Below are 19,862 nucleotides of genomic sequence, written 5' to 3'. Positions count from 1 at the left end.
GCAGCAGGACCTCATCGGACTTCTATATCCGGGGCCTGACCGGCCAGTTCACCGGCGAGATGGGCAGTGATGGCGTCCACGGTCGGGTGGTCCCAGGCCATCGTCGGCTCGACGACGAGACCGAAGCGGTCCTCCACGTCGCCGCAGAGCGTCAGCGCGTAGACCGAGTCGAGACCGAGCTCGGCGAGGGCGGCGCCCTCGTCGATGTCCGCTACGGGGAGCTCCAGGTAGTAGGCGACCCGGTCGAGCAGCCAGGCCCTGATGGCCGTCGGGGAGTTGATGTCGGTGCCGGTCGTGGGGGTGGTCGTGGTCTCGGTCATGGGGTGACTCCCGGGGCAGGGACGGGCCGCCGGGCGAGCCGTCCGCGGATCAGATCGAAGGTGTGGGCGGTCTCGTACCGGCCGGCGAGCTCGTCGAAGAGCTGCCGGACGGCGTGCTCCGGCAAGGGATCCGGCCGCATCCCGAGGCGCTCGGCGATCCGGTGCAGTGCTCCGGTGACCCAGAGCGGATCGGCGACGAAGGAGCGGGCCGGGTCACGAGGGCGGGCCGGGCCCGCTGCTGCGGCGTGCCAGATGCCGAGGCAGGAGGCCGCGGCGAGCAGGTGGGCGTAGCGGTCGGCCAGCAGGAAGGCGCGGCGTCCGGCGACCGGGGTGCGGTCGCGGGGCGGCAGGGCGGCCGACCGGCGGGCGAGTTCCTGCAGCTCCTCGGTGAACAGCGCCGCCAAGGCGGCTAGTTGGGCGAGTTCCGGCTCCGCGGGACTGCGCTCCGCCAGTTCACGCGACAGCGTCACCAGCGAGCCGGCCAGGGTGTCGGCGCCGCGTGCCGACAGTTCGAGCCGCCCGAGGTCCAGGGCGGGCAGCGGGTCGTCCGGCCGGAAGAGCGCACCGGGCGCCGCCGGTGCGCGGCCGGCCAGTGCGGGCTGCCAGGACCGTGCCGCGAGGCGGGGCAGCTGCGGCACGATGTTCGCCAGGCAGACCGCGCCACTGGCGTGGGCGAGAGCGACCACGGGCAGGTCCCGCGCGGCCTTCTGGAACGCGGCGAAGGGCCCTTCGCGTACATAGCTGCGTGCGCCGAGGAGTACACCGAGCCGGTAGGAGCTGTCCTGGAGCAGCTTCGGCACCAGGTACTTGACGGCCGCCGACCGCACGCTCGCCTCTTCGGGCAGCAGGTGCAGCGATCTGGCAACGACCGTGGACAGCGCGTCGCAGATCAGCAGGTCGAGGAACGATCCGGTCAACACGGCGCGTGGCTGCGGGAGTTCGGCGACCGGACGGCCGTACAGCAGCCGTTCCCGGGTGAACCCCAGCACGGTGCGCAGCTGGCTGTCGCCGATGCCGACGACCATCCCGGGCAGCACACTCCTGGTGACCTGGAAGACCTTCAGCACGGTCTCCATGGCCCCGCCCTCGGCGCCGAGCAGCGCCTCGGCGGGCAGCGGGCAGTCCTCGAACGCGGCGCCGCCGAGCAGGCACCCGCGTACTCCCGAGGTGCGATGGCGGGCGGAGCGGTCGAGACGGTCCTGCGGCAGGGCGGCGAAGTCCACCAGGAGGTGGGAGTGGCCGCGGCTGCCGGGGTCCTCGGCCGTGCGGGCGAAGAGCACGGCGGCCTCGGCCCGTCCGATGTTGTTGATGAGCTGCTTGCCGCCGTCGAGGAGATAGCCGCCTGGTGCGCGGCGGGCGGCGAGCGAGACACGGGAGAAATCGCTGCCGTGGTCGAGCTCCGTGTACGCGGCGACGATCCGGCCGCCGCCCAGGAGGAGTTCGGCCACCTTGTGCTGCTGCCGCGCGCTGCCGTCGGCCCAGACCGGCAGCGCGGCGATGAAGCTGGTCACACCGTGCCCGATACCGAGCGAGCAGTCCCGCCGGAACACACCGCGCAGGAGCTGCGCGAGCCGGTCCGCACGCTCGAAGCGGCCACCGAGGCGCACCGGCACGAACTCGGCGCCGAGGCCGAACTCCCCCAGCGCCCGCTCCCCTTCGGGAAGCAGCTCACCGCGCTCGTCGGCGGCGAGCACGGACCGGTCGCCGAGTGGGTTGGCGGGATCCAGCGGATCGCCGAGCAGCGCTTCCAACCGGGCGATCCGGGCCAGGGCCGGGTCGTTCACGGGTTCCGCCTGGGGCGGTTCCGCCTGAGTCGGTTCCGCCTGGGGCGGTTCCGCCTGGGTCATCAGCGTCTCGCTCATGCCATGTCCTTTGCCGGGGCGTCGATTGCGGTGCCCTCGGCCTGCGGGCAGTGCAGCAGCGAGAAGAGGAGGCCCTGCTCGTGCTGGGCGCGCAGCGCGGGCAGCAGCCGGTCGAGTGCCGGCCCGTCGGTGTCGTCGAGATCGGGTTCCGCGGTCAACTGCCGTTCCACCCGCGCGAGTACGGCTTCCAGCCAGGCCGCTTCGGCCCACAGCGGGCCCGCCGCGACCGCGGTCCCGGTGTTCTCCAGCCACAGCTGGAGACTCGCCGCTCCCGCGTACACCAGGGCGTATCCGCGGGCCAGGGCGAAGGCCTCCTCGGGCACCTCGCGGGCCGTGTGCCGGTAGGCGGCGAGTTCCTGGTGGAGTTCCCCGGCGAGAGCGAGCAGCCGCTCGGCCCGCGCGAGGACCGTGGGCGGTGCGAGGGCGCGTGCCCGCCGCACCGCGTCGGGCAGGGACTGTACGACGCTGCATCCGGCCCGTGAGTAGAGCGTGAGCCGTCCGTGGTCGAGCGCGGGCGGCGCTCCGTCGAGGCGGGCGGCGCGCGCCACCGCGCCGAGGTCGGCGAGTTCCTTGCGGTACCCCCGGGCGAGCACGGGGAACTGGTTGATCAGCGAGTTGAGGTTGACCGCCGTGCTTCCGTCGAAGATCCCGACGATCCGGTGGTCGCGCTCCAGCTTCTGGAAGGCGCCGTCCGCATGGTCCTCGACCAGCATCGCCCTGGCCCCGAGGAGTCCGCGCAGGGCGCCGATGGCCTGGTCGCCCAGGGTCGGCACCAGATACTTGACGACGGCGCTGACCGCGCTCTGCTCCTCGGTCAGGGTGTGGATGGAGCGGGTGGCCACCAGGCTGACGGCCTCCATGGCGAGCAGGTCGGCATGGGCCTCGGCCAGGGTCCGGGCGGCGTGCGGCAGTTCGGCGAGCTCGCGGTTGTAGAGCCGGTGGGTGCGGGCGAAGTCCATCGCGATGCGCAGCGCGTGGTCCGTCATCCCGAGCGACATCGCGGAGCAGAGGGTGCGGGTGACCTGGAAGCCCTTGAGGATCACCTCCAGGCCGCCGCCTTCGGTGCCGATCAGCGCCTTGGCCGGCACCTCGGCGCCGTCGAAGGCGATGCCGCTGATGTCGGCGCCGCGCACGCCGTGTGTGGGGACCGGGGCGAGGGGGCGCCAACTGCCGGGCGCCAGTTCGGCCTTGTCCACGAGGAAGAGGCTGAAGCCGCGGGTGCCGCCCTCGGGCCGGGTGCGGGCGAGCACGCAGATCAGCTCGGCGCGGGTGGCGTTGTTGATCAGCCACTTCTCGCCGCTGAGCCGCCAGCCCCGCTCGGTCCTCTCGGCGCTCAGTTCGCCCGCCAGGAGGTCGCTGCCGTGGGCGTGCTCGGTGAGCGCCAGCGAGACGACCGCGCCCCCCGCCACCCGTTCGGCGAGTGCGGCGGCCTGTTCGGGCCGGCCCGCCACCCACACCGATATGGCGCCGAGATAGGTCTTGATGTGGCCGAGCGCGACCGTGAAGTCGCGCCGGCCGATGGTCCTGATGATCTGCAACAGCTCCTCGCTGCCGCGGAGTTCACCGCCGTGCTCGGCGGGGACGAACCAGCGGGGCACCCCGAGCGCGTCCAGTTCCCGGCAGACGGCGGCGGGGAACTCCTCGGCCCGGTCGAGCTCCGCGCAGCGCCGGTAGGAGAACTCCCGGCGGTCGTCGGACGGGTCGCCGAGCCGCCGCTCCAGTGCACGGCTGAGGGCGTACGGGTCCCAGGGCTCGGCTGCCGGCACCGTCAGCCCTTCCGGGCCCGGTGCGGCCCGGAAGGCCGCCCTGAGCTCCGGGGCCAGGTCCTCGTGCAGCGGCTCGAGGCGCCCGTGCTCGAAGAGCTCCCTCATGAGGGAACGCTGGATCTTTCCGCTCGTGGTGCGCCGGATCCGTCCGACCCGTACGAAGACGATGCCCGCGACCCGCACGCCGAGGCTCCGGGAGAGGGAGGTCTTGGCGAGGCGGCCCAGGGCGGTGAGGTCCTGCTCGCTCAGGCCCCGGCCGCGCAGCTCCTGGACGGCGACGATCTCCTCGTGCGCCGTGTCGCCGGCGGGCCTGACGGAGAAGACCGCGGCGGGCAGGTCGGCGAAGGCCGGATCGACCTCGCCCAGCTCACGCTCGATGTCGTGGGGGTAGAGGTTGCGGCCGTGCACAATGATCATTTCCTTGATGCGGCCGGTCACGTAGAGCTCGCCCGCGAGGAGCGCGCCGAGGTCCCCGGTCCGCAGGAAGCCCGCTTCGCCTTCGGCGGTCACCGCGCCGAAGGCGGCCGCGGTCTCCCGCGGCCGGTTCCAGTAGCCGAGGGCGACGCTGCCGCCGCGGATCCAGATCTCCCCCACCAGGCCTTCGCCGAGTTCACCGCGGGTTTCGGGGTCGACGACGCGGACATCGAGCCCGCGGACGACGCCGCTGCCCGCCAGTGCCTGTACCGGTCCACCGGGCGGCGCGGGGACCAGTGCGCCCCGGGCCAGCGCGGCCGGATCGGCGCTCAGGACCGTGGGCTCCTCCTCCGCGCGGGTGCCGGAGACGAAGAGCGTGGACTCGGCGAGCCCGTAACCGGGCAGCAGGGACCGGGGTTTGAAGCCGGAGCCCGCGAACCGCTCGGCGAACCGCGCGAGGGTCGCGGCGTCCACGGGCTCGGCGCCGTTGCAGGCGTACCGCCAGTGCGAGAGGTCGAGGCCCGCGAGCTGCTCGTCGGTGAGACGGCGCGCACAGAGCTCGTAGGCGAAGTTCGGTGCGCAGCTGATCTGGGCGCCGTGCCGTTCGATGAGCCGTAGCCAGCTGACGGGCCGCTTGAGGAAGTCGGTCGGCGACATGAGGACCGCGGTGCCGCCGAGATACAGCGGGGCGAGCATCATCGCGATGAGGCCCATGTCGTGGTAGGCGGGCAGCCAGCTGCACCAGGTCATGCCACCGTGCCAGCCGTGGCTGTCGCGCATCAGGCGGAGATTGTGGACGAGCGCCCCGTGCGGGACCATCACGCCCTTGGGGTCGCTGGTCGACCCGGAGGTGTACTGGAGGAAGCAGAGCGTTTCCGGCTCGACCGGATGCTCGGCCCACGCCCCGGCATCGCCCTCGCGCGTCGCCGATTCGACGGTGACGGCGCGCAGGTGGGGCAGTTGGTCCGCGCCGGCCTCCAGCCAGCCGTTCACCACGCCGACGGTGGCCTCGTCGGTGAGCACCAGCCGGGCACCGGTGTCCAGGGCGATCGCGGTGGTACGGGCCTCCTGCCGGCCGAAGCCGCCGGGCGCGGGCACAGGAACCGGCACCACACCCGCGTAGAGGCAGGCCAGGAAGGCTCTGATGAAGCCGGTGCCGGGGCCGCAGGACAGCAGGACCCGGTCGCCGGGACCGGCGAGACCGCCGAGGCGCTGCGCTGCGGCGCGCGCCCCGCGGTCCAGGTCCGTGTACCGCACCTCTTCCTCGGTGCCGCCGCCGCTGAAGAGGACGGCGCCGCGCAGGGGCGCGTCGGTCGCCCTGCGGCGCAGCGCGCCGACGAAGCTTTCGAACTCCTCGGAGCCGGACACCCCAACTACCCACCTTCCGCGGCCTCTTGCCGCCAACCTCGTACGACTGCGGTACGGATCCCCAGCAAAGCCACCGCGGCTATCGCGCACCTATATGCGCCCCTGGGCAGCGGAAAGGGCCGCCACGCGAGGACGGGGGAACGCCTCGCGTGGCGGCCCTGCCGCGACCGGCCGGGGGTGGGCTCAGCCGCAGCCGCCCGCGTGTCCGTCGTCGACGGACCGCGCGGGCGCGGTGACCGGGACCGTGTGGGTCCCGGCGTTCTCGGACGGGCCGCCACCAGCGGCCCGAGCGGTGCCGGCGAGGGCCGCGACGAACGCGGGCAGCCGGTCGACGCCCCAGTACTTGTCGTAGTGGTCGACGAAGAAGGGGACGCCGAACACCCCGTCGCGCTCAATGTCCAGGAGCACCCGCACCCCCTCCTCGCGCAGCCCGGAGTCATCGGCCGCGGCGGCCAGCTCGGCGCCGTCCAGGCCCAGTTCGGGCCCGAAGCCGGCGATCACCGACCGGTCGCAGATGTCGAGGCCCAGCTCCCAGCGGGCCCGCGCCGCCAGCGCGATGAACGCGGCGCCCCGGCCGCGGCGTTCGGCGGCCAGATAGCCCAGGTGCGGCACCTCCCACACCGGCTCGCGGTCCACCGGCCAGCTGAAATCGAGGCCGCGCTCGGCCGCCAGGCGTCGTACGTCCTGGAGGATGTACCGGTGCTTCGCCGCGGACATGGGGGTGTACGGGAAGGAACCGCCCGCCTCGGCGAGGAGCTTGGCGCTGAGCTCGTCGGGCTCGAAGAACGGCACCCATTCCAGCGCGGCCGCCGTGTCCGGATGGCGGTCGAGCAGCTCGCGGTAAGCGAGCCAGGAGTACGGGCTGCGCAGCGAGAAGTAGAACCGCGGCGGCCTGCGCCGTCTGCGCCCCGGCGTCGTCACAGCGCGATTCCGCCGTCCACCTGGAAGACCTGCCCGGTGATGTACGAGGCCTCGGGTGACACCAGGTAGGCGACCATCGACGCCACGTCCTCGGGCCGCCCGAAGCGCCCCAGCGGGATCCGGCCGAGCATCTGCTTCGACACCTTCTCGGGCAGTACGGAGGTCATGTCCGTGTCGATGAAGCCGGGGGCCACCGTGTTGGCGCGGATACCGTGCCGGCCGCCCTCCTTGGCCAGGGAGCGGGTGAAGCCGATAATCCCGGCCTTCGATGCGGAGTAGTTGGTCTGGCCCGCGTTGCCCGCCACCCCGGCCACCGAGGAGAGGGTGACGACGGCGCCGCCGCCTCGCTTGATCATCGGGAAGGCGATGGCCCGGCACAGGTTGTAGGTGCCGTCCAGGTTGGTGCGCAGCACGGCGTCCCAGTCCTCGTCCGCCATCAGCACCAGGGGGCTGTCGCGGGTGATGCCGGCCGAGGTCACGGCCGCCGACACCGGGCCCAGTTCGTCCTCGGCGGCCGTGACGAAGTCCCGTATCTGCGTACGGTCCGTGACGTCGACGCGCCGGGACAGCACCCGGCGGCCCAGGGCGCGTACCTCCTTCTCGGTCAGGGCGGCCGCCGCGTCGTCCGACCGGTAGCAGAAGCCGATGTCGTGGCCCTCGCGCGCGAGGCGCTCGACCACGGCCCGCCCGATGCCCCGTGAACCTCCGGTGACCAGCGCCACCTTGCCGCTCTCCGCGGCCGTCGGGTCGGACTTGGGGTCAGACATGGGGTCTCTCCTCACACACTCAGCAGGGCCCGGTCGGGCGCGGGCAGCAGTTCCGTGACATCGCGGAGGGTCACCACGAAGGTGCCCACCCGCAGTACCTCGCGGCCGTCGACGAGCGTCTCGCCCGCCAGGATCGCCGTCTCGTCCACGGACCTCACCAGGCGGACCCGGTGCTCCAGGACGTCGCCCGGACGGGCCCGGCCGCCGATCTCCACCTGGTTGATGGCACCGGCCAGTTCGACCTTTCCGGCCAGCACGTCCGGATTGGGGTTCTCCCACACCGACAGCAGCACCGCCGACTGGGCCCAGGACTCGATGACGAGCGACACCGGGTACGCGTAGTCCTCCGCGGCGGCGTCCTGGCCGAGCGGCGCGTAGCAGGGCTCGTTGCCCGACACCGCCTTGTACGTGGTCAGGCTCTCCCCTGGACGCACGTCGGCGACCCGGTCCACCAGGAGGATCTCGCCCCGGTGCGGAATGGTGGCCTTGACGCGGTCGACTCCGTAGGTGGTCGTCACCGGTTCTCCTTGTGGCGGTAGCGCAGCCGGATGTCGGCGACCTTGCCGCGGTTGGTGCCGAGGGCCGCCTTGCAGAGCAGCCCGTCCGCGTCCTGGTCGATGGTCACGTCCGCGAACACCCGGTCGCCCGGATATACGGGGTGGTGGAAGCGGCAGCGGTCCATGGCGGTGAGCTCCACGGCGGTGCGGTCCTCGGCGGTGCGGTCCTCGGCCCACTGGCGCACCGTGCGGTCCACGGTCTCGATGAGGTAGACACCGGGCAGCACCGGGAAGCCGGGGTAATGCCCCGCCACGACCGGGTCGTCGAGCGGCGCGTCGAACACGGTGGCCGCTCCCCCCGGTCCTGTGCGGATGAGCTCCAGCGCGCCGAGCGGCGTGGCCGCACTCATCGCGCGTCCCGCAGCTTCCGGTCCAGCAGCTCGTACGTGCCCTGCAGTGAGGTGATCGAGGTGAGTTCGGTCTCGGCGAGCCGCACCCCGTACTCCTTCTCCAGGCGCACCGTGATCTCCAGCGCCATCAGGGAGTCGACGTCGAGGTCGTCCATGAAGTGGGCGTGGTCGGTGACTTCGGCGACCTCCAGATCGAGCACGTCGGCGACCAGGTCGCGGAGCTGCTCCTTGTCCAGGGCCTGGGCGGTATTGGTGTCGGTCATCGTGAACACACGGCCTTCCGGGTGGTGGTGGGTGTACGGAGACGAGTGGCGGGTGGAGTACTGGGCGAGCAACCGGCGCAGGCGGTGGGCCCGGCGGCGGGCGGCGACGGCGATCACGCGGCGCCTGTGCGGAGCACGACCGCGCCCGTCTGGCCGTCCGGGTCGACCGAGGTGACCAGGACCGGCCTGCCCTCGCCCGGCACCGCGAGGGCCGCGGCGAGCTGGAGCGAGGCCGAGGCCGCACAGGTGTCGCCGACCAGCCGGCGCAGTCGCAGCCGGGGCGGCCGGTGCTCGCCGAACACCGAGCCGAGCGCGGTGTCCTCGCGGGCGCCGAGCGCGCCACCGCTGTCGGACGGCACCAGCAGGCCGACCTCTTCGGGCCGCACATCGGCCTCCTTGAGCGCCTCGGTGACGGCCCTGCGGACCGCCCGGGTGGCGCCCTCCGGTTCGGTGAACGCGAGGAAACGGGAGCCGAGCAGCGTGGCCAGCGGGGCGCGACCGTGGCTCCGGGCCCTGCCGAGCGGCTCGATCAGCATGAGGGCGCAGCCCTCCCCGAGCGGGCCCACGGGCTGCCGGTGGGCTCCGCCGCCGGTCCTGGAGTGGTACTCCAGCCAGGCCCGGTCGGCGGAGAACTCCTCGACGGCGCCGCACAGTACGGCCTCGCAGTGCCGCTGACGCAGCAGCCTGGACGCGTAGTTGAGGGCCAGCAGGCCGGTGAGGGCGCCGCCCGCGATGGTGGTGTTGGGGCCTCTGAGCGTGTGCCAGATGGCGCTCTGGCCGGCCGCCCGGTTCATCACCGTGTTGGGGAAGAGCGCCGGGTCCACGTGGAAGGGCTTCTCACCGGTGAGTGCGTCCCGGGTGAAGTCCATGATGCTCTGGACGCTGCCGTGACCGGTACCGAGCACCATCCCGACGGCCTCGGGGTCGTCCTGGGCGAGGCCGGGTCCCGCCTCGCCCAGGAGCAGGCCCGCGGTGGCCACGGCGAGGGCGGTGGCCCGGTCCATGGCACGGGTTCCCTTGCGGCCGAGGACCGCCCTGATGTCGAAGTCGGGTATCCGGCCGGCCCGTTCATAGGGGCCGAGGCCGCCCGTTCCGTCGTCCCCGGTGACGGCATCGCGCCCCTCGCGTACGCCCTCGGTGAAGGCGGCGGCGCCAAGACCGTACGGCGATGCCGCGGACCAGCCGGAGACGACCAGGGAATCCGGGTCCGCCCCGGTGGCAAGACTGACGCTCATCGCTCACTGCTCCTGTCGGTGATGACGTACGGGACCTACGGCCGGTAACGGCCAGAGGTGGGTGGGGGCTCAGCCCCAGGCGCCGGCGGCGGCGTGCAGCTCGGCCCCGTCCACGCCGATGGTGTTGCCGGTCAGCCAGGAAGATTCGGTGCGGGACAGCAGGGCCACGGCCTCGGCCACGTCGTCGGGCCTGGTGAGGCGGCCGTGCGGGTTGTTCTCCGCGGCCCGCTCGATATAGCCCGCGTGCTCCGGGATGCGTTGCAGGGCCGGGGTCACCGTGGTGCCGGCCCGCAGCGCGTTCACCGCGATCCCGCTCGTCGCCAACTCGCAGGCGAGCTGGCGGACATGGGACTCCAGTGCGCTCTTGGCCGCGGACACGGCGCCGTAGCTGGGCAGCGCCTGGGAGGTGCCGGCGCTGGTCATCGCGTACACCTTGGAGCCGCTGCGCAGCAGGCCCGCGGCGAGCAGGTCCTGGGTCCAGTAGACGAGGCTGTTGGCCATGACGTCGAGCGTCATCTCCAGCTGCCGGGCGCCGATCCGCTTCTCCCAGCCCTCGCGCGGGGTGAACGGCACCAGGGTTCCGAAGGCCAGCGAGTGGACCAGGATCCTGATGCCGCCGGTGGCCCCGGTGAGTTCGGCGAGCTCGGGCAGCAGCCGGTCCCGGGTGGCGCGGGCCGCCGCGTTGGTGTTGAAGAAGTGCGCCTGTACGCCCAGGCCGCGGATCTCCTCGACGAGGGCCTCGACCTCCTCGGTGCGCGCCGCGGTGTCGAAGTGCACGCCGACGACGTTCACGCCTTCCCGGGCCAGGCCCAGGGCGATGGCCCGCCCGATGCCGCTGGACGCGCCGAGTACCAGGCACCAACTGCCTTCCAGTGACTTCAGCATGCCTGCTCCTCGGTGGTGTCGGGGGTGGGGTGGGGCGGAACTTCGGAGGTGGGGTGGGGCGTGACAAGGGCCAGGGCCACGTGTCCCGTGCCGGTCGCGGTGACGACGAGCCGGGGCGGGCCGCCGGGCGTGGTGACGGCCCGGACCACTTCGAGCGCGGGGCGCAGGCAACCGTGCCGTCCGGCCCCGGGGCCGGTGTGCGGTTCGAGCGGGCCGGTGGTCGTGGTACCCGGCCGGGGCCGCCCGGCAGTGACCCCGGCGAGGGCCAGGAGTACCGCTTCGGAGACGTCGGAGTCGTCAAGTACCGGACTCAGTACAGCTGTTGGCGCCTCGTTGAGGAGCGCGCCGAGCACCGGTGCGAGGAATTCCGACGCGGTGGCGCGCCCTTCGGCCGTTCGCAGGCGCCCCGGCGGCAGGAACAGCGAGCGGGCCAGCACGGTGCCGTGGACCCTCGCGCCCCTGGTGCGGGCGGCGGCCGACGGTTCCAGGCCGAGGGCCACCGCGCCCTGTTCGCCGCCACCGCCGCGGGCCGCCGGCAGGGGTTCCTCGGCCGCGGTCAGCAGCAGCGTGTCGCAGCGGCCCGCCGCCAGGGCGCGGGCGCCGGTGGCCAGGGCGTCGACGGCGGCCGTACGGGAGTTCGCGACGGTGAGCGCGAAGCCCTTCAGGCCGAGCTCGGCGGCGAGTCGGCTGCCGAGTACGTTGACGGCGAAGTACGGGGCCGCCGCCGGGGAGAGCGCTTCCGCGCCGGCCCCGGTGACGGTCTCGTCCATGGCGTCGAAGAGCTCCGCGAGACCGCCGTTGGTGGCGAGCAGCAGCCCGCGCCGCTCCTCCGGCACCGCGTCGGGACTCCCGCCGTCGGCCCGTGCGCCACGAGCCGCCGCCAGGGCGTACCGGGCCGCGGCCGGCAGGTACTTGTAGCCCCGACGGCCCAGCCGTTCCCGGTGGTCGAACCAGCTGGGCCCACCGGGCACGGGCACCCCGCCGCCGGCCGCGGCGAGCTCCGGGGTGTCGCCCCAGGGGGAGACCACCGCGACGCCGGTCACGGCGAGTTCGACGGTGCGCGCGGCCGGTTCGACCGTGTGCGCGGCCTGTTCGGGGGCGAGCGCGACCAATTCGGCCGCCCGTACCGACAGTTCGGCGTTCATGCGGACCTCCCCTCTGCCGCGGTCTCCAGCACCAACGAGGCGTTGTTGCCACCGAATCCGTAGGCGTTCACCAGGACCCGCCGGGCTTCGGGCGCGAGCGGCACCGGGCCGCCCTGCGGCAGCAGTACGGCGCACTCGGGGTCCTGGTCCTTCAGCGGTACGTTCGCGGGCACCGATCCGTGCCGCAGGATGAGGGCCGCGGCCACCGCGCCGAGCGCCGCGGACGCCCCACCCGCGTGCCCGAGCAGGGCCTTGAGGCTGTAGAGCGGCACCTGTGCGGCCTGTTCGCCCAGCACCTGGTGGAGCACCCGGCTCTCCAGTACGTCGTTGAGGCGGGTCCCGGTGCCGTGCGGGACGACGCAGCCGACACCTTCGGCCGCCGCTCCGAGCGCCTCCCGCATGGCCCTGGCGATCTGCTCACCGCCGGCCTCGGGCGCCGTCGGATGGTCGGCGTCGCAGCTCCATGCCGCACCGCTCAGCCGGAGCCGCACCGACGCGCCGCGGGCCCGTGCGTGCGCCGCCGACTCGACGGCCAGGATCCCGGCCCCCTCGGCGAAGACCGTGCCCGCCCGGTCGGTCTCGAAGGGCCTGCACCGCTCGGGATCCACCGCGCCGAGCCGGTTGAAGCAGCCGAGCGCCACCCGGGAGTACGCGTCCGAGCCGCCGGCCAGGACCACGTCGGCCTCTCCCGAGCGCACCATGTCGTACGCGAATCCCAGGGCGTACGCCCCGGCCGCACAGGCGTTGCCGATGTCATGGACCTCGCCGAACAGACCGAGCCCGGTGGCGAGGCCCGCGGCCAGCCGGAACGGCGGTGTCCAGCCGCCGTCCCCGCCGCGTCCGCGTTCGTTGCCGCCGGGGTCGCCCATGCAGCTGCCGACCACAACTGCCGTTCTGGCAGCGCTGAGTGACGTGGCGTCGAGGGCCGCGTCCCGCAGCGCCTCGGTGGCGGCGGTGACGGCGAACCGCGTCGCGCGGTCCGCCGCCGGCTCCGGGTCGGGCACCAGGCTGATCAGCGGCAGTTCCATCCGGGCGAGCGGGTCCGCCGGCCGGTCCGGCAGGCGGGTTCCGGCCGCCGTCATGGCCTGCCACAGCGCGTCCGCACCGGCACCGTGGCAGGTGACGGCGCCGACCCCGGTGACCACGACCTCACGGCTCATGCCGACCGGCCCTCCAGTGCCGCGTTCATCCGGTCGTCGAAGGAGACCAGGCTCCAGTCACGACGGTTCTCGATCACCGCGTAGCCGTGGGTGATCCGGCCGGTCGCCGTCTGGATCAGCTCCCCGTCGCGTACGACATAGGTGTCCATACGGGAGTCGTAGGTGAAGCCCTTGAAGACGTTCTCGACGGTGAGGACGATGTACAGGTCCTCCTCCATCCGGGCCTCGTCCAGGATCGTGATCCGCGAGTGCGGGACGACGGGGATCCAGTTCTGCTCGTCGAGCAGCGTCTTGATGGAGACCCCGCGGTCGGCGACCAGGCGGTCCTTGGCCTCTTCCATCAGGCGCAGATAGCCGGACATCTGCTGGCGCTCGGTGAAGTGGCAGTACCAGTAGGGGATGCGGAACTTCCAGGCGTAGGCGTTGCGCCCCGCCGTCAGCTCCTTGACCAGGTCGTCGGCGGCGAGATCGACCTCGACGGGCTCGGGCCGCGGGCCCGGCACGGCCGCGAGCCTGTCCACGGCGTACGGGGCGAGCGCGGCCGGCACCGGCTCGGCGCCGCCGCCGCGCGGGTCGAGGCGCAGCTGCACCTTCACGGTCGAGGTGACGGCCTTCAGCAGGGTCTCCCGCCGGACCTGGAGCGTGACGGCGAAGACCAGCTCGCTGTCCTTGGCCTTGCGGTGCGGCCGCACCTCGGCGAGCGCGGTGTCGTCGATGTGGAAGGCGTGCAGGATGCGGGTGTCGATGTCGACGATGTCGGTGCACAGGCCGTACACCTCGTAGACCGCGCCGGGAGCGAGCCCCGCCTGCCTGATGTGCTGGAGGACGGCCTCCTCGACAAGGTAGTTGACGTGCTTGAAGCCGATCCAGGTACAGATGTTGGAACCCTCGTAGCGGGGTCGGATCTCCAGGGTGGACGGCTCCTGCAGGGCGCGGACCGCGCCTTCGATGTCGGCGGCGGTCCCGGTCACATGGGTGGTCACGTCAACTCCGGTACGTAGGGAGGGAGAAGGCTGGAAGGGCTGGGCGGATGGGGCGGACGGGAGACGGACGGAAAGCACTCGCGAAGCAGTTCGTGCACGGCGTCCGCGAACCGCCGCGGCTGCTCGGCCATGGCGAAATGGCCGCAGTCGGCGAGGAGTTCGAGGTGCGCGTCGGGCAGCGCCCCGGCCAGCGCACGGGCGTCGTCGGGCGGCGCGGAGAAGTCGTCCTCGCCGGCCATGACGAGCACGGGCAGCCGGATCGCTCCGACATTCAGGAAGGGGCTGCGCAGGTAGGCGCCGAAGAACTGCTGCCAGCCGTAGGGGCCGACCCGGTCGCGCACCCGCAGCGCCATGTCCTGGCGTGTGCCTTCGGACAGGCGCCCCCGGGAACCGACGCGCAGCCCCTCCTCGAGGATGCGGTGGAACCCGTTCAGGTAGTACGCGGCGTCGTTCCAGCCGAAGTCCTCGGTGCTGGTCCGGTGGAAGGGCGAGACGACCACCACGGCGCGCGGCGCGCTCCGCCGGCTCCGCCGCCCGGCCAGCGTCTCCAGGGCGAGGCCCGCGGCGAAGGAGTGGGCGATCAGTACGTCCACGCCGCCCGGCACCGAGTCCAGGGCGCTCGCCACCCACTGGGCGGGGTCGTCCCGGTGGCTCCACCCGGGGTGGCCCTCGGCGCCCCAGGGCAGCCGCGCCTCCCAGAACTCGACGTCTTCCAGGGCCAGTTGCTCGTAGTCCTGCCAGACCGAGCCGCTGCCGGCCAGTCCGTGCAGCGCGAGCACCCGCACCGGTTCACCCGTGCCGCGGGCGCCGCGCCGCAGCCGGACGGTGGTCCCGGGCCGTGCCGCCGCGCTCATCGGACGCTGCCCGCGGAAGCCGCCTCCCGCACCGCGGGGGCGGTGAGGATCATGGCGGCGCTCGCGTCGTCGCCACCCGCGTCGCCGGTGCCCGCGGTGAGCAGCGCCATGTCCTCGCGAGCCGCTTCCACGCCGGCTGCCGGCGCCCCGGCCGATTCCGTACCGGCTGCTTCCGCACGCCCGGCCAGCCACACGGTGGCGGCCACGCACTGCAGCACGCCGAGCGCGCCGGACGCGGGACCGTACAGCGCGGACAAGTCGTGCACGGCCGCATCTGTGGGTACGACGCCGAGCGACGGGGCCGGAGCTGCGATGCCGTCCGGGTGTTCCGGTACGCACCACAGACCGGGCTTCCCGGGCCGGTCCTTGTGCACCGCGGCCACCGCGGCGGCGTGGCCGGCCCGGCGGGCGTACGGCCCGATCTCGGCGAACGGGCGCACGCCACGGGCCACGGCGGACCCGGCGGACTCGACGACGAGCGCCGCCGCTCCGTCGAAGGGCGCCCTGGACTCCGCCTCCGTGATGTGCCGTACGGCGGCGTTGTCGGGTTCGACGCCGACGACGAGGGCCCGCTGGATCCGGCCCGAAGCGATGAGCAGCCGGGCCCAGTTGACGGCGTCGAGCCCGGAGGTCGGCCCGTTGCACAGCGTCAGATTGGCGCCGCGCAGACCGTGCGTGATGGCGACCCAAGAGGCGACGACATTGCTGGACGTGGCGGGCAGCAGCATCGGGCTGGTACCCAGATAGGTGGATTCGGCGATGGTCTGGACCGTGTCGCAGACAGTGTCCGCGTTGCCGTAGTTGGTACTGGCCACCACACCGGTGCTCCGGCCCGGCACGGTCGGATCCCCCGCGGCGTCGACCAGCCCGGCCGCCCGGAGGGCATCCTGGGCCGCCGCCATGGCGAGCTTGGTGGCCCGGTCCTTGTAGCGCAGCCCCCGTCCGGTGAGCCGGGAGACGGGGTCGGCCGCCGCGCCGTGTCCCTCGGGCAGCGGGCCGAGCAGGCCTTCGGGTCCCTGGAGACCGCGGACGGCCGTGCCGAGTCCGGTGATCACGGTACGTACCGTGCGTGCGGTACTCACTGGCCCGCTCCCTCTTCGTCGCCGTCCGGTGCCGCCGACTCCGCGAACTCCCCGGCCGTCCCGGCCTTCTCGACGATCGCGACCGCGTTGAGTCCGCCGAACCCGAAGGAGTCGATCTGCGCGAGCCGCAGTGGCTGTCGGGGCCGCTCGGCAGCCCCCCGCACCAGCCTGAATCCGGCCACCGCGGCCACCGGATCGTCCAGGTTGACGGTCGGCGGAACGATCCCCGTACGCATCACGTCGACGGCCGCGACCAGGCTGTGCAGCCCGGAGGCGCCCGCGGTGTGACCGGTCATCGACTTGATCGCGGTCATGTACGGAGACTGGTCGAGGCCCGCGAACACCGAACTCAGCGCCGCGGATTCGGCCTCGTCGTTCAGGGGTGTGCCGGTGCCGTGCAGCATCACCACATCGATGTCGGCGGGACGTACCCCGGCCCGCTCGTGTGCCTCCTGGATCGCCGCGGTGATGTTCTTCGCCTCCGGCGCCGAGGGGTGATGGGCATCGCAGTTGACGGCGACCCCGCGCACTCTGGCGTGGATACGGCCTCCCGCTTCCGGGCCGTCGCTCTCCCGCCGCAGTACGACGGCCACCGCGCCCTCCCCCTGGAGCATTCCGCGGCGGGCCCGGTCGAAGGGCCTGACCCGGTCGGGGGCTTCGGGATAGCAGCGGTCGAGCAGTCCGTAGGTGCTCTCCGTGATGGTGTCGACACCCGCGACGACCACGGTGTCGGCGACCCCCAGTTCGAGCAGGTCGGCGCCGAGGGCCAGCGTGTAGAGGGAGGCCGAGCAGGCGTTGGCCACGGTATGGGTGTCCGCGGCGCCGAAACGGCGCCGCAGCATCGTCCCGAAGTGCAGATCACGGGCGTCGAAGGGGATCCCGTCCCGCCAGGACAGCTCCACCGACCGCAGCTCCCGCAGGGTGGTGCCCACCAGTACCGGAACCCCGGACAGGTCCTCGCCGATCCCGGCGTCCGCGACCGCCGCCGCGACGGCCTGCTCCAGCCAGCGGGTGGCGCGCAGCGGTTCATCGACCCCCGGCGCCGGCCGGTCGTCGATCTCGTACGCGACACTCGCCCGGAACCTGGAGCGGTCGTAACCGCGCAGCTTCGCGAGGCCGCTGCGCCCCTCGGTGAGCGAGGCGAAGATCTCGTCCGCACTGCCGCCGATGCTGGCGACGGCACCCATGCCGGTCACGATCCAGCTCATGCCGCACTCCGGTATTTGCCGAGGATCAGTACGGCGTTGTTGCCCCCGAAGGCGAGTGCGTTGTTCTGCACGATGTCCAACTCGGCCTCGACCGCCGCATTGGGTACGCAGTCGACGCCGCACTCGGGGTCGGTCTCCCGATGGTTGACGGTGGGCGGGATGAAGCCCTCGGTGATCGCGAGAGCGCAGGCCGCGGCGGAGACCGCGCTGGCGGCACCCATGCTGTGGCCGATCATCGACTTGATGGAGACGGTGCGCGGCATCGCATCGGCGCCGAACACCTGGCGGATCGCACCGGCCTCGGTGATGTCGTTGGCCTTGGTCCCGGTGCCGTGCGCCGAGACGAAGTCGACCTGGTCCGGGGTGACTCCGGCGTTGCGATGGGCGATCCGCATGGTTCGGGCGATGCTGTCGCGGTCCGGTGCCACCGGGTGCAGCGCATCGCAGGCGAGTCCGTAGCCCAGTACCTCGGCATAGATGCGGGCACCGCGGGCGAGTGCGGAGTCGAGACTCTCCATCAGGAGAATTCCCGCCCCCTCGCCGGTGAGGATGCCCTCACGGTCCTTGTCGAAGGGCCGGCACACCTCGGGGGCGATGGTCCCGAGACGGTAGAAACCGGTGAAGGTCTTGCGGCACAGCGCGTCGGCGCCACCACACAGGGCGATGTCGACGTCACCGCTGCGCAGGGCGTCGTACCCGTACCCGACGGCGTAGTTGCCCGCCGCGCACGCGGTCGGGATCGTCACGGCCTCCACGTCCTCAAGGCCGAGCTCCCGGACGATTCCGGCCGAGAGCCGGCCGGCGGGGACGCGCCGGGCGACGACCGGCTCATACGCTTCGGGGCCACCCGCCAGGCCCGTCTCGACCAGATGGTCGAGATCGCGTGACTCGCCGTCCGTGGTGCCCACGGACACCAGGGCGCGGCGGGCCCGCACATCCTCCGCGGTGATGCCCGCGTCCGCGACCGCCATCAGGGCAGCGGCCACGGAGAACTGGCCGGCCCGGCCGAGCTCTTCGGGGTCCTGCCGGTGGATCCAGCGCTCCGGTTCGAAGTCGGCGACCTCGCAACCGTTGGCGTGGGCGAACCCGGTGGTGTCGAATGCGGTGATCGGCTTGACGCCACTGCGTCCTTCGCGAAGTCCGCCGGCGAAGGCCTCGACACCGATCCCGATGCTGGTGACCACGCCGAGCCCGGTGATGACGACCCGGCGCCCGGCATCCCCCGGGCGCGGCCCCGGGGATCCACTCTGACCTCGCACGTCTGTGTTCATCGAAGCTCACCCGTCTGACGGTCGGAACGGCAGATCAGTTCTGGGCTGCTTCGGCGACGACGACGTAGACGCCTTCGAGGTTGACCATCCGGCTCAGCTCGGCCTGGTCGATGGTCACCTTCTGGGTGCGCTCGAGAGCGGCGAGGATCTCGATGGCGCGGAGCGAGTCCGCGTCGTGCTCCTCCTTGAAGAGGCTGGTCTCGGTGACCTCGTCCTCGTCGATCTCGAGAATGTCGCAGACGACTTCCTTGATCTCCTGCTTGCGGGCAGCGTCAAGGGCGGTCGTCAGGTCCACGTTGGTCATCTCGACTCCAAGAGGGATCGGTATCCGGGACCCTTTGGCCCCGCCATCCGTTCGTTGGGTCGAGACTGGATTCGGCTGCTATACGCGGCCTATACGGCTTCTGATCCGGGCAGCCAGCCGAGCTGCGCGGCCCGCATGCCCGCCTGGAACCGGCTGCGCGCGCCGAGCCGCGCCATGAGCTCGGCCGTCACCCGGCGCCCCGTACGCACCGAAACACCCAGCTTGCGGGCGACGACCTCGTCGGTGAGGCCCTCCCCGAGGAGTCGCAGAACGGCCAGCTCCTGCCCGGACAGCTCCTCGGATTCGGACTCCCTGGGGGCCGGCCGGGCTCCGCTGAACGGAATGGCGTTCTCCCACACCAGGCCGAAGAACTCGCGCAGGGTGGCGATGACTCCCTGGCCGCACAGCACCACGGCGCCGACGGCCGTGTCGTCCGGGTCGATCGGCAGGACCGCGTGCGTCCGGTCGAAGATGAGCATCCGGGTGGGCAGCGACGCGGTGGTACGCACCTGATCGCCGTGCTGGTGCAGCCAGCGCAGATGCTCCACCGACCCCGGGTCGTTGTGGACGCTGTCCTGATAGATGCTGCGCATCACGACTCCGCGCGCGGCCAGCTCTTCGCAGAGCGGGCGGCTTGCCTTGCGGCCGTCCTCGGACTGGGGTCCGCCGGAGGCGAAGGTCAGCAGCTCGGACGTGCAGCTCTGGGTGAGTTCATCGATACGGGACCGAATTTCGTCGATTCCGTCCAGCCGGTCCACGACCGACCGGCGCCGCGCTTCCTGAGAGGTCACGTATTCATCGATGAAGCGGGCCACCTCGACCCGGGTCACCGCTATCTGCTGCTGTTTCTCCAGGAATTCATCTTCACGCCGGACAAGAAGCGCCTGGAGTCCGATTTCTGGACTGACAGCGCGAAGTCTGCCGGGTTCACCCCATGAAGGCTTGATGAGAGAGAGCCGTGCGCACTCGTCAAGTGCCGAGCGGATTCTTTCGAGCGGCCAGCCCAGGAACTCCGCCAGGTCGCCCACACCGCCGTCGGGCTTGCTCAACATGGCTCGATAGACCTCGGCCGCAGGGGCACCAAGTCCCAGCGGTTCAAACATGTCGTGCTCCCTCGCCCCCTGGCAGCCCTCAAGCTTGAGGACAT

The 19,862-nt window shown here is 72.4% G+C and carries 19 protein-coding genes; all 19 read right to left on the bottom strand.

The features are described from left to right. Positions 1–11: 11 nt before the first annotated feature. Entirely contained in the window at positions 12–320 is a 309-nt protein-coding gene (locus tag ACIRHA_RS25900) for an acyl carrier protein (protein WP_403850304.1), read from the bottom strand. Next, positions 317–2,182: an acyl-CoA dehydrogenase family protein gene (locus ACIRHA_RS25895; RefSeq protein ID WP_403850301.1), complete on the bottom strand. Its 1,866-nt coding sequence runs from the start codon at positions 2,180–2,182 to the stop codon at positions 317–319. Before ACIRHA_RS25895 ends, ACIRHA_RS25900 begins: the two co-directional genes overlap by 4 nt. Beyond that, positions 2,179–5,730 (bottom strand): AMP-binding protein, encoded by a 3,552-nt coding sequence (locus ACIRHA_RS25890; RefSeq protein ID WP_403850298.1) that lies wholly within the window; start codon positions 5,728–5,730, stop codon positions 2,179–2,181. Before ACIRHA_RS25890 ends, ACIRHA_RS25895 begins: the two co-directional genes overlap by 4 nt. A 183-nt stretch (positions 5,731–5,913) precedes the next feature. Beyond that, positions 5,914–6,651: a 2-hydroxychromene-2-carboxylate isomerase gene (locus tag ACIRHA_RS25885; protein ID WP_403850295.1), complete on the bottom strand. Its 738-nt coding sequence runs from the start codon at positions 6,649–6,651 to the stop codon at positions 5,914–5,916. Beyond that, positions 6,648–7,418 (bottom strand): 3-oxoacyl-[acyl-carrier-protein] reductase, encoded by a 771-nt coding sequence (gene fabG, locus ACIRHA_RS25880; RefSeq protein ID WP_403850292.1) that lies wholly within the window; start codon positions 7,416–7,418, stop codon positions 6,648–6,650. Before fabG ends, ACIRHA_RS25885 begins: the two co-directional genes overlap by 4 nt. Positions 7,419–7,429: 11 nt before the next feature. Then, positions 7,430–7,936: a 3-hydroxyacyl-ACP dehydratase FabZ family protein gene (locus tag ACIRHA_RS25875; protein ID WP_403850289.1), complete on the bottom strand. Its 507-nt coding sequence runs from the start codon at positions 7,934–7,936 to the stop codon at positions 7,430–7,432. After that, the gene (locus tag ACIRHA_RS25870; protein WP_403850286.1) at positions 7,933–8,325 is read right to left on the bottom strand and encodes a 3-hydroxyacyl-ACP dehydratase FabZ family protein; all 393 of its coding nucleotides are present in this window, start codon (positions 8,323–8,325) and stop codon (positions 7,933–7,935) included. The genes ACIRHA_RS25875 and ACIRHA_RS25870 overlap by 4 nt, the downstream gene beginning before the upstream one ends. Beyond that, positions 8,322–8,705: an acyl carrier protein gene (locus ACIRHA_RS25865; protein ID WP_403850283.1), complete on the bottom strand. Its 384-nt coding sequence runs from the start codon at positions 8,703–8,705 to the stop codon at positions 8,322–8,324. Before ACIRHA_RS25865 ends, ACIRHA_RS25870 begins: the two co-directional genes overlap by 4 nt. Continuing rightward, on the bottom strand, positions 8,702–9,823 hold the full coding sequence (locus ACIRHA_RS25860) for a beta-ketoacyl synthase N-terminal-like domain-containing protein (protein ID WP_403850280.1): 1,122 nt from the start codon (positions 9,821–9,823) through the stop codon (positions 8,702–8,704). The genes ACIRHA_RS25865 and ACIRHA_RS25860 overlap by 4 nt, the downstream gene beginning before the upstream one ends. Before the next feature lie 69 nt (positions 9,824–9,892). After that, entirely contained in the window at positions 9,893–10,708 is an 816-nt protein-coding gene (locus ACIRHA_RS25855; protein ID WP_403850277.1) for an SDR family oxidoreductase, read from the bottom strand. Beyond that, positions 10,702–11,853 (bottom strand): beta-ketoacyl synthase N-terminal-like domain-containing protein, encoded by a 1,152-nt coding sequence (locus ACIRHA_RS25850; protein ID WP_403850274.1) that lies wholly within the window; start codon positions 11,851–11,853, stop codon positions 10,702–10,704. Before ACIRHA_RS25850 ends, ACIRHA_RS25855 begins: the two co-directional genes overlap by 7 nt. Continuing rightward, positions 11,850–13,013: a beta-ketoacyl-[acyl-carrier-protein] synthase family protein gene (locus ACIRHA_RS25845; protein WP_403850271.1), complete on the bottom strand. Its 1,164-nt coding sequence runs from the start codon at positions 13,011–13,013 to the stop codon at positions 11,850–11,852. The genes ACIRHA_RS25850 and ACIRHA_RS25845 overlap by 4 nt, the downstream gene beginning before the upstream one ends. Then, positions 13,010–13,996 (bottom strand): acyl-CoA thioesterase, encoded by a 987-nt coding sequence (locus ACIRHA_RS25840; protein ID WP_403850268.1) that lies wholly within the window; start codon positions 13,994–13,996, stop codon positions 13,010–13,012. Before ACIRHA_RS25840 ends, ACIRHA_RS25845 begins: the two co-directional genes overlap by 4 nt. Beyond that, positions 13,993–14,850 (bottom strand): alpha/beta fold hydrolase, encoded by an 858-nt coding sequence (locus tag ACIRHA_RS25835; RefSeq protein ID WP_403850266.1) that lies wholly within the window; start codon positions 14,848–14,850, stop codon positions 13,993–13,995. Before ACIRHA_RS25835 ends, ACIRHA_RS25840 begins: the two co-directional genes overlap by 4 nt. Next, positions 14,847–15,932: a beta-ketoacyl synthase N-terminal-like domain-containing protein gene (locus tag ACIRHA_RS25830; protein WP_403850264.1), complete on the bottom strand. Its 1,086-nt coding sequence runs from the start codon at positions 15,930–15,932 to the stop codon at positions 14,847–14,849. The genes ACIRHA_RS25835 and ACIRHA_RS25830 overlap by 4 nt, the downstream gene beginning before the upstream one ends. Continuing rightward, positions 15,929–17,140, bottom strand: a complete 1,212-nt coding sequence (locus tag ACIRHA_RS25825) for a beta-ketoacyl synthase N-terminal-like domain-containing protein (RefSeq protein WP_403850261.1) — start codon at positions 17,138–17,140, stop codon at positions 15,929–15,931. The genes ACIRHA_RS25830 and ACIRHA_RS25825 overlap by 4 nt, the downstream gene beginning before the upstream one ends. Beyond that, positions 17,137–18,411, bottom strand: a complete 1,275-nt coding sequence (locus ACIRHA_RS25820) for a beta-ketoacyl-[acyl-carrier-protein] synthase family protein (protein WP_403850258.1) — start codon at positions 18,409–18,411, stop codon at positions 17,137–17,139. The genes ACIRHA_RS25825 and ACIRHA_RS25820 overlap by 4 nt, the downstream gene beginning before the upstream one ends. A 34-nt stretch (positions 18,412–18,445) precedes the next feature. After that, entirely contained in the window at positions 18,446–18,715 is a 270-nt protein-coding gene (locus tag ACIRHA_RS25815; RefSeq protein WP_403850255.1) for an acyl carrier protein, read from the bottom strand. A gap of 89 nt (positions 18,716–18,804) precedes the next feature. Beyond that, positions 18,805–19,818, bottom strand: coding sequence for a DUF6879 family protein (locus ACIRHA_RS25810; protein WP_403850252.1), 1,014 nt, complete (start codon positions 19,816–19,818; stop codon positions 18,805–18,807). Positions 19,819–19,862: the final 44 nt, after the last annotated feature.

This window comes from Streptomyces sp. NPDC102360 (assembly GCF_044766085.1).
In the GTDB taxonomy this organism is placed as follows: domain Bacteria; phylum Actinomycetota; class Actinomycetes; order Streptomycetales; family Streptomycetaceae; genus Streptomyces.
This window is presented reverse-complemented; position numbering and strand designations above follow the sequence as displayed.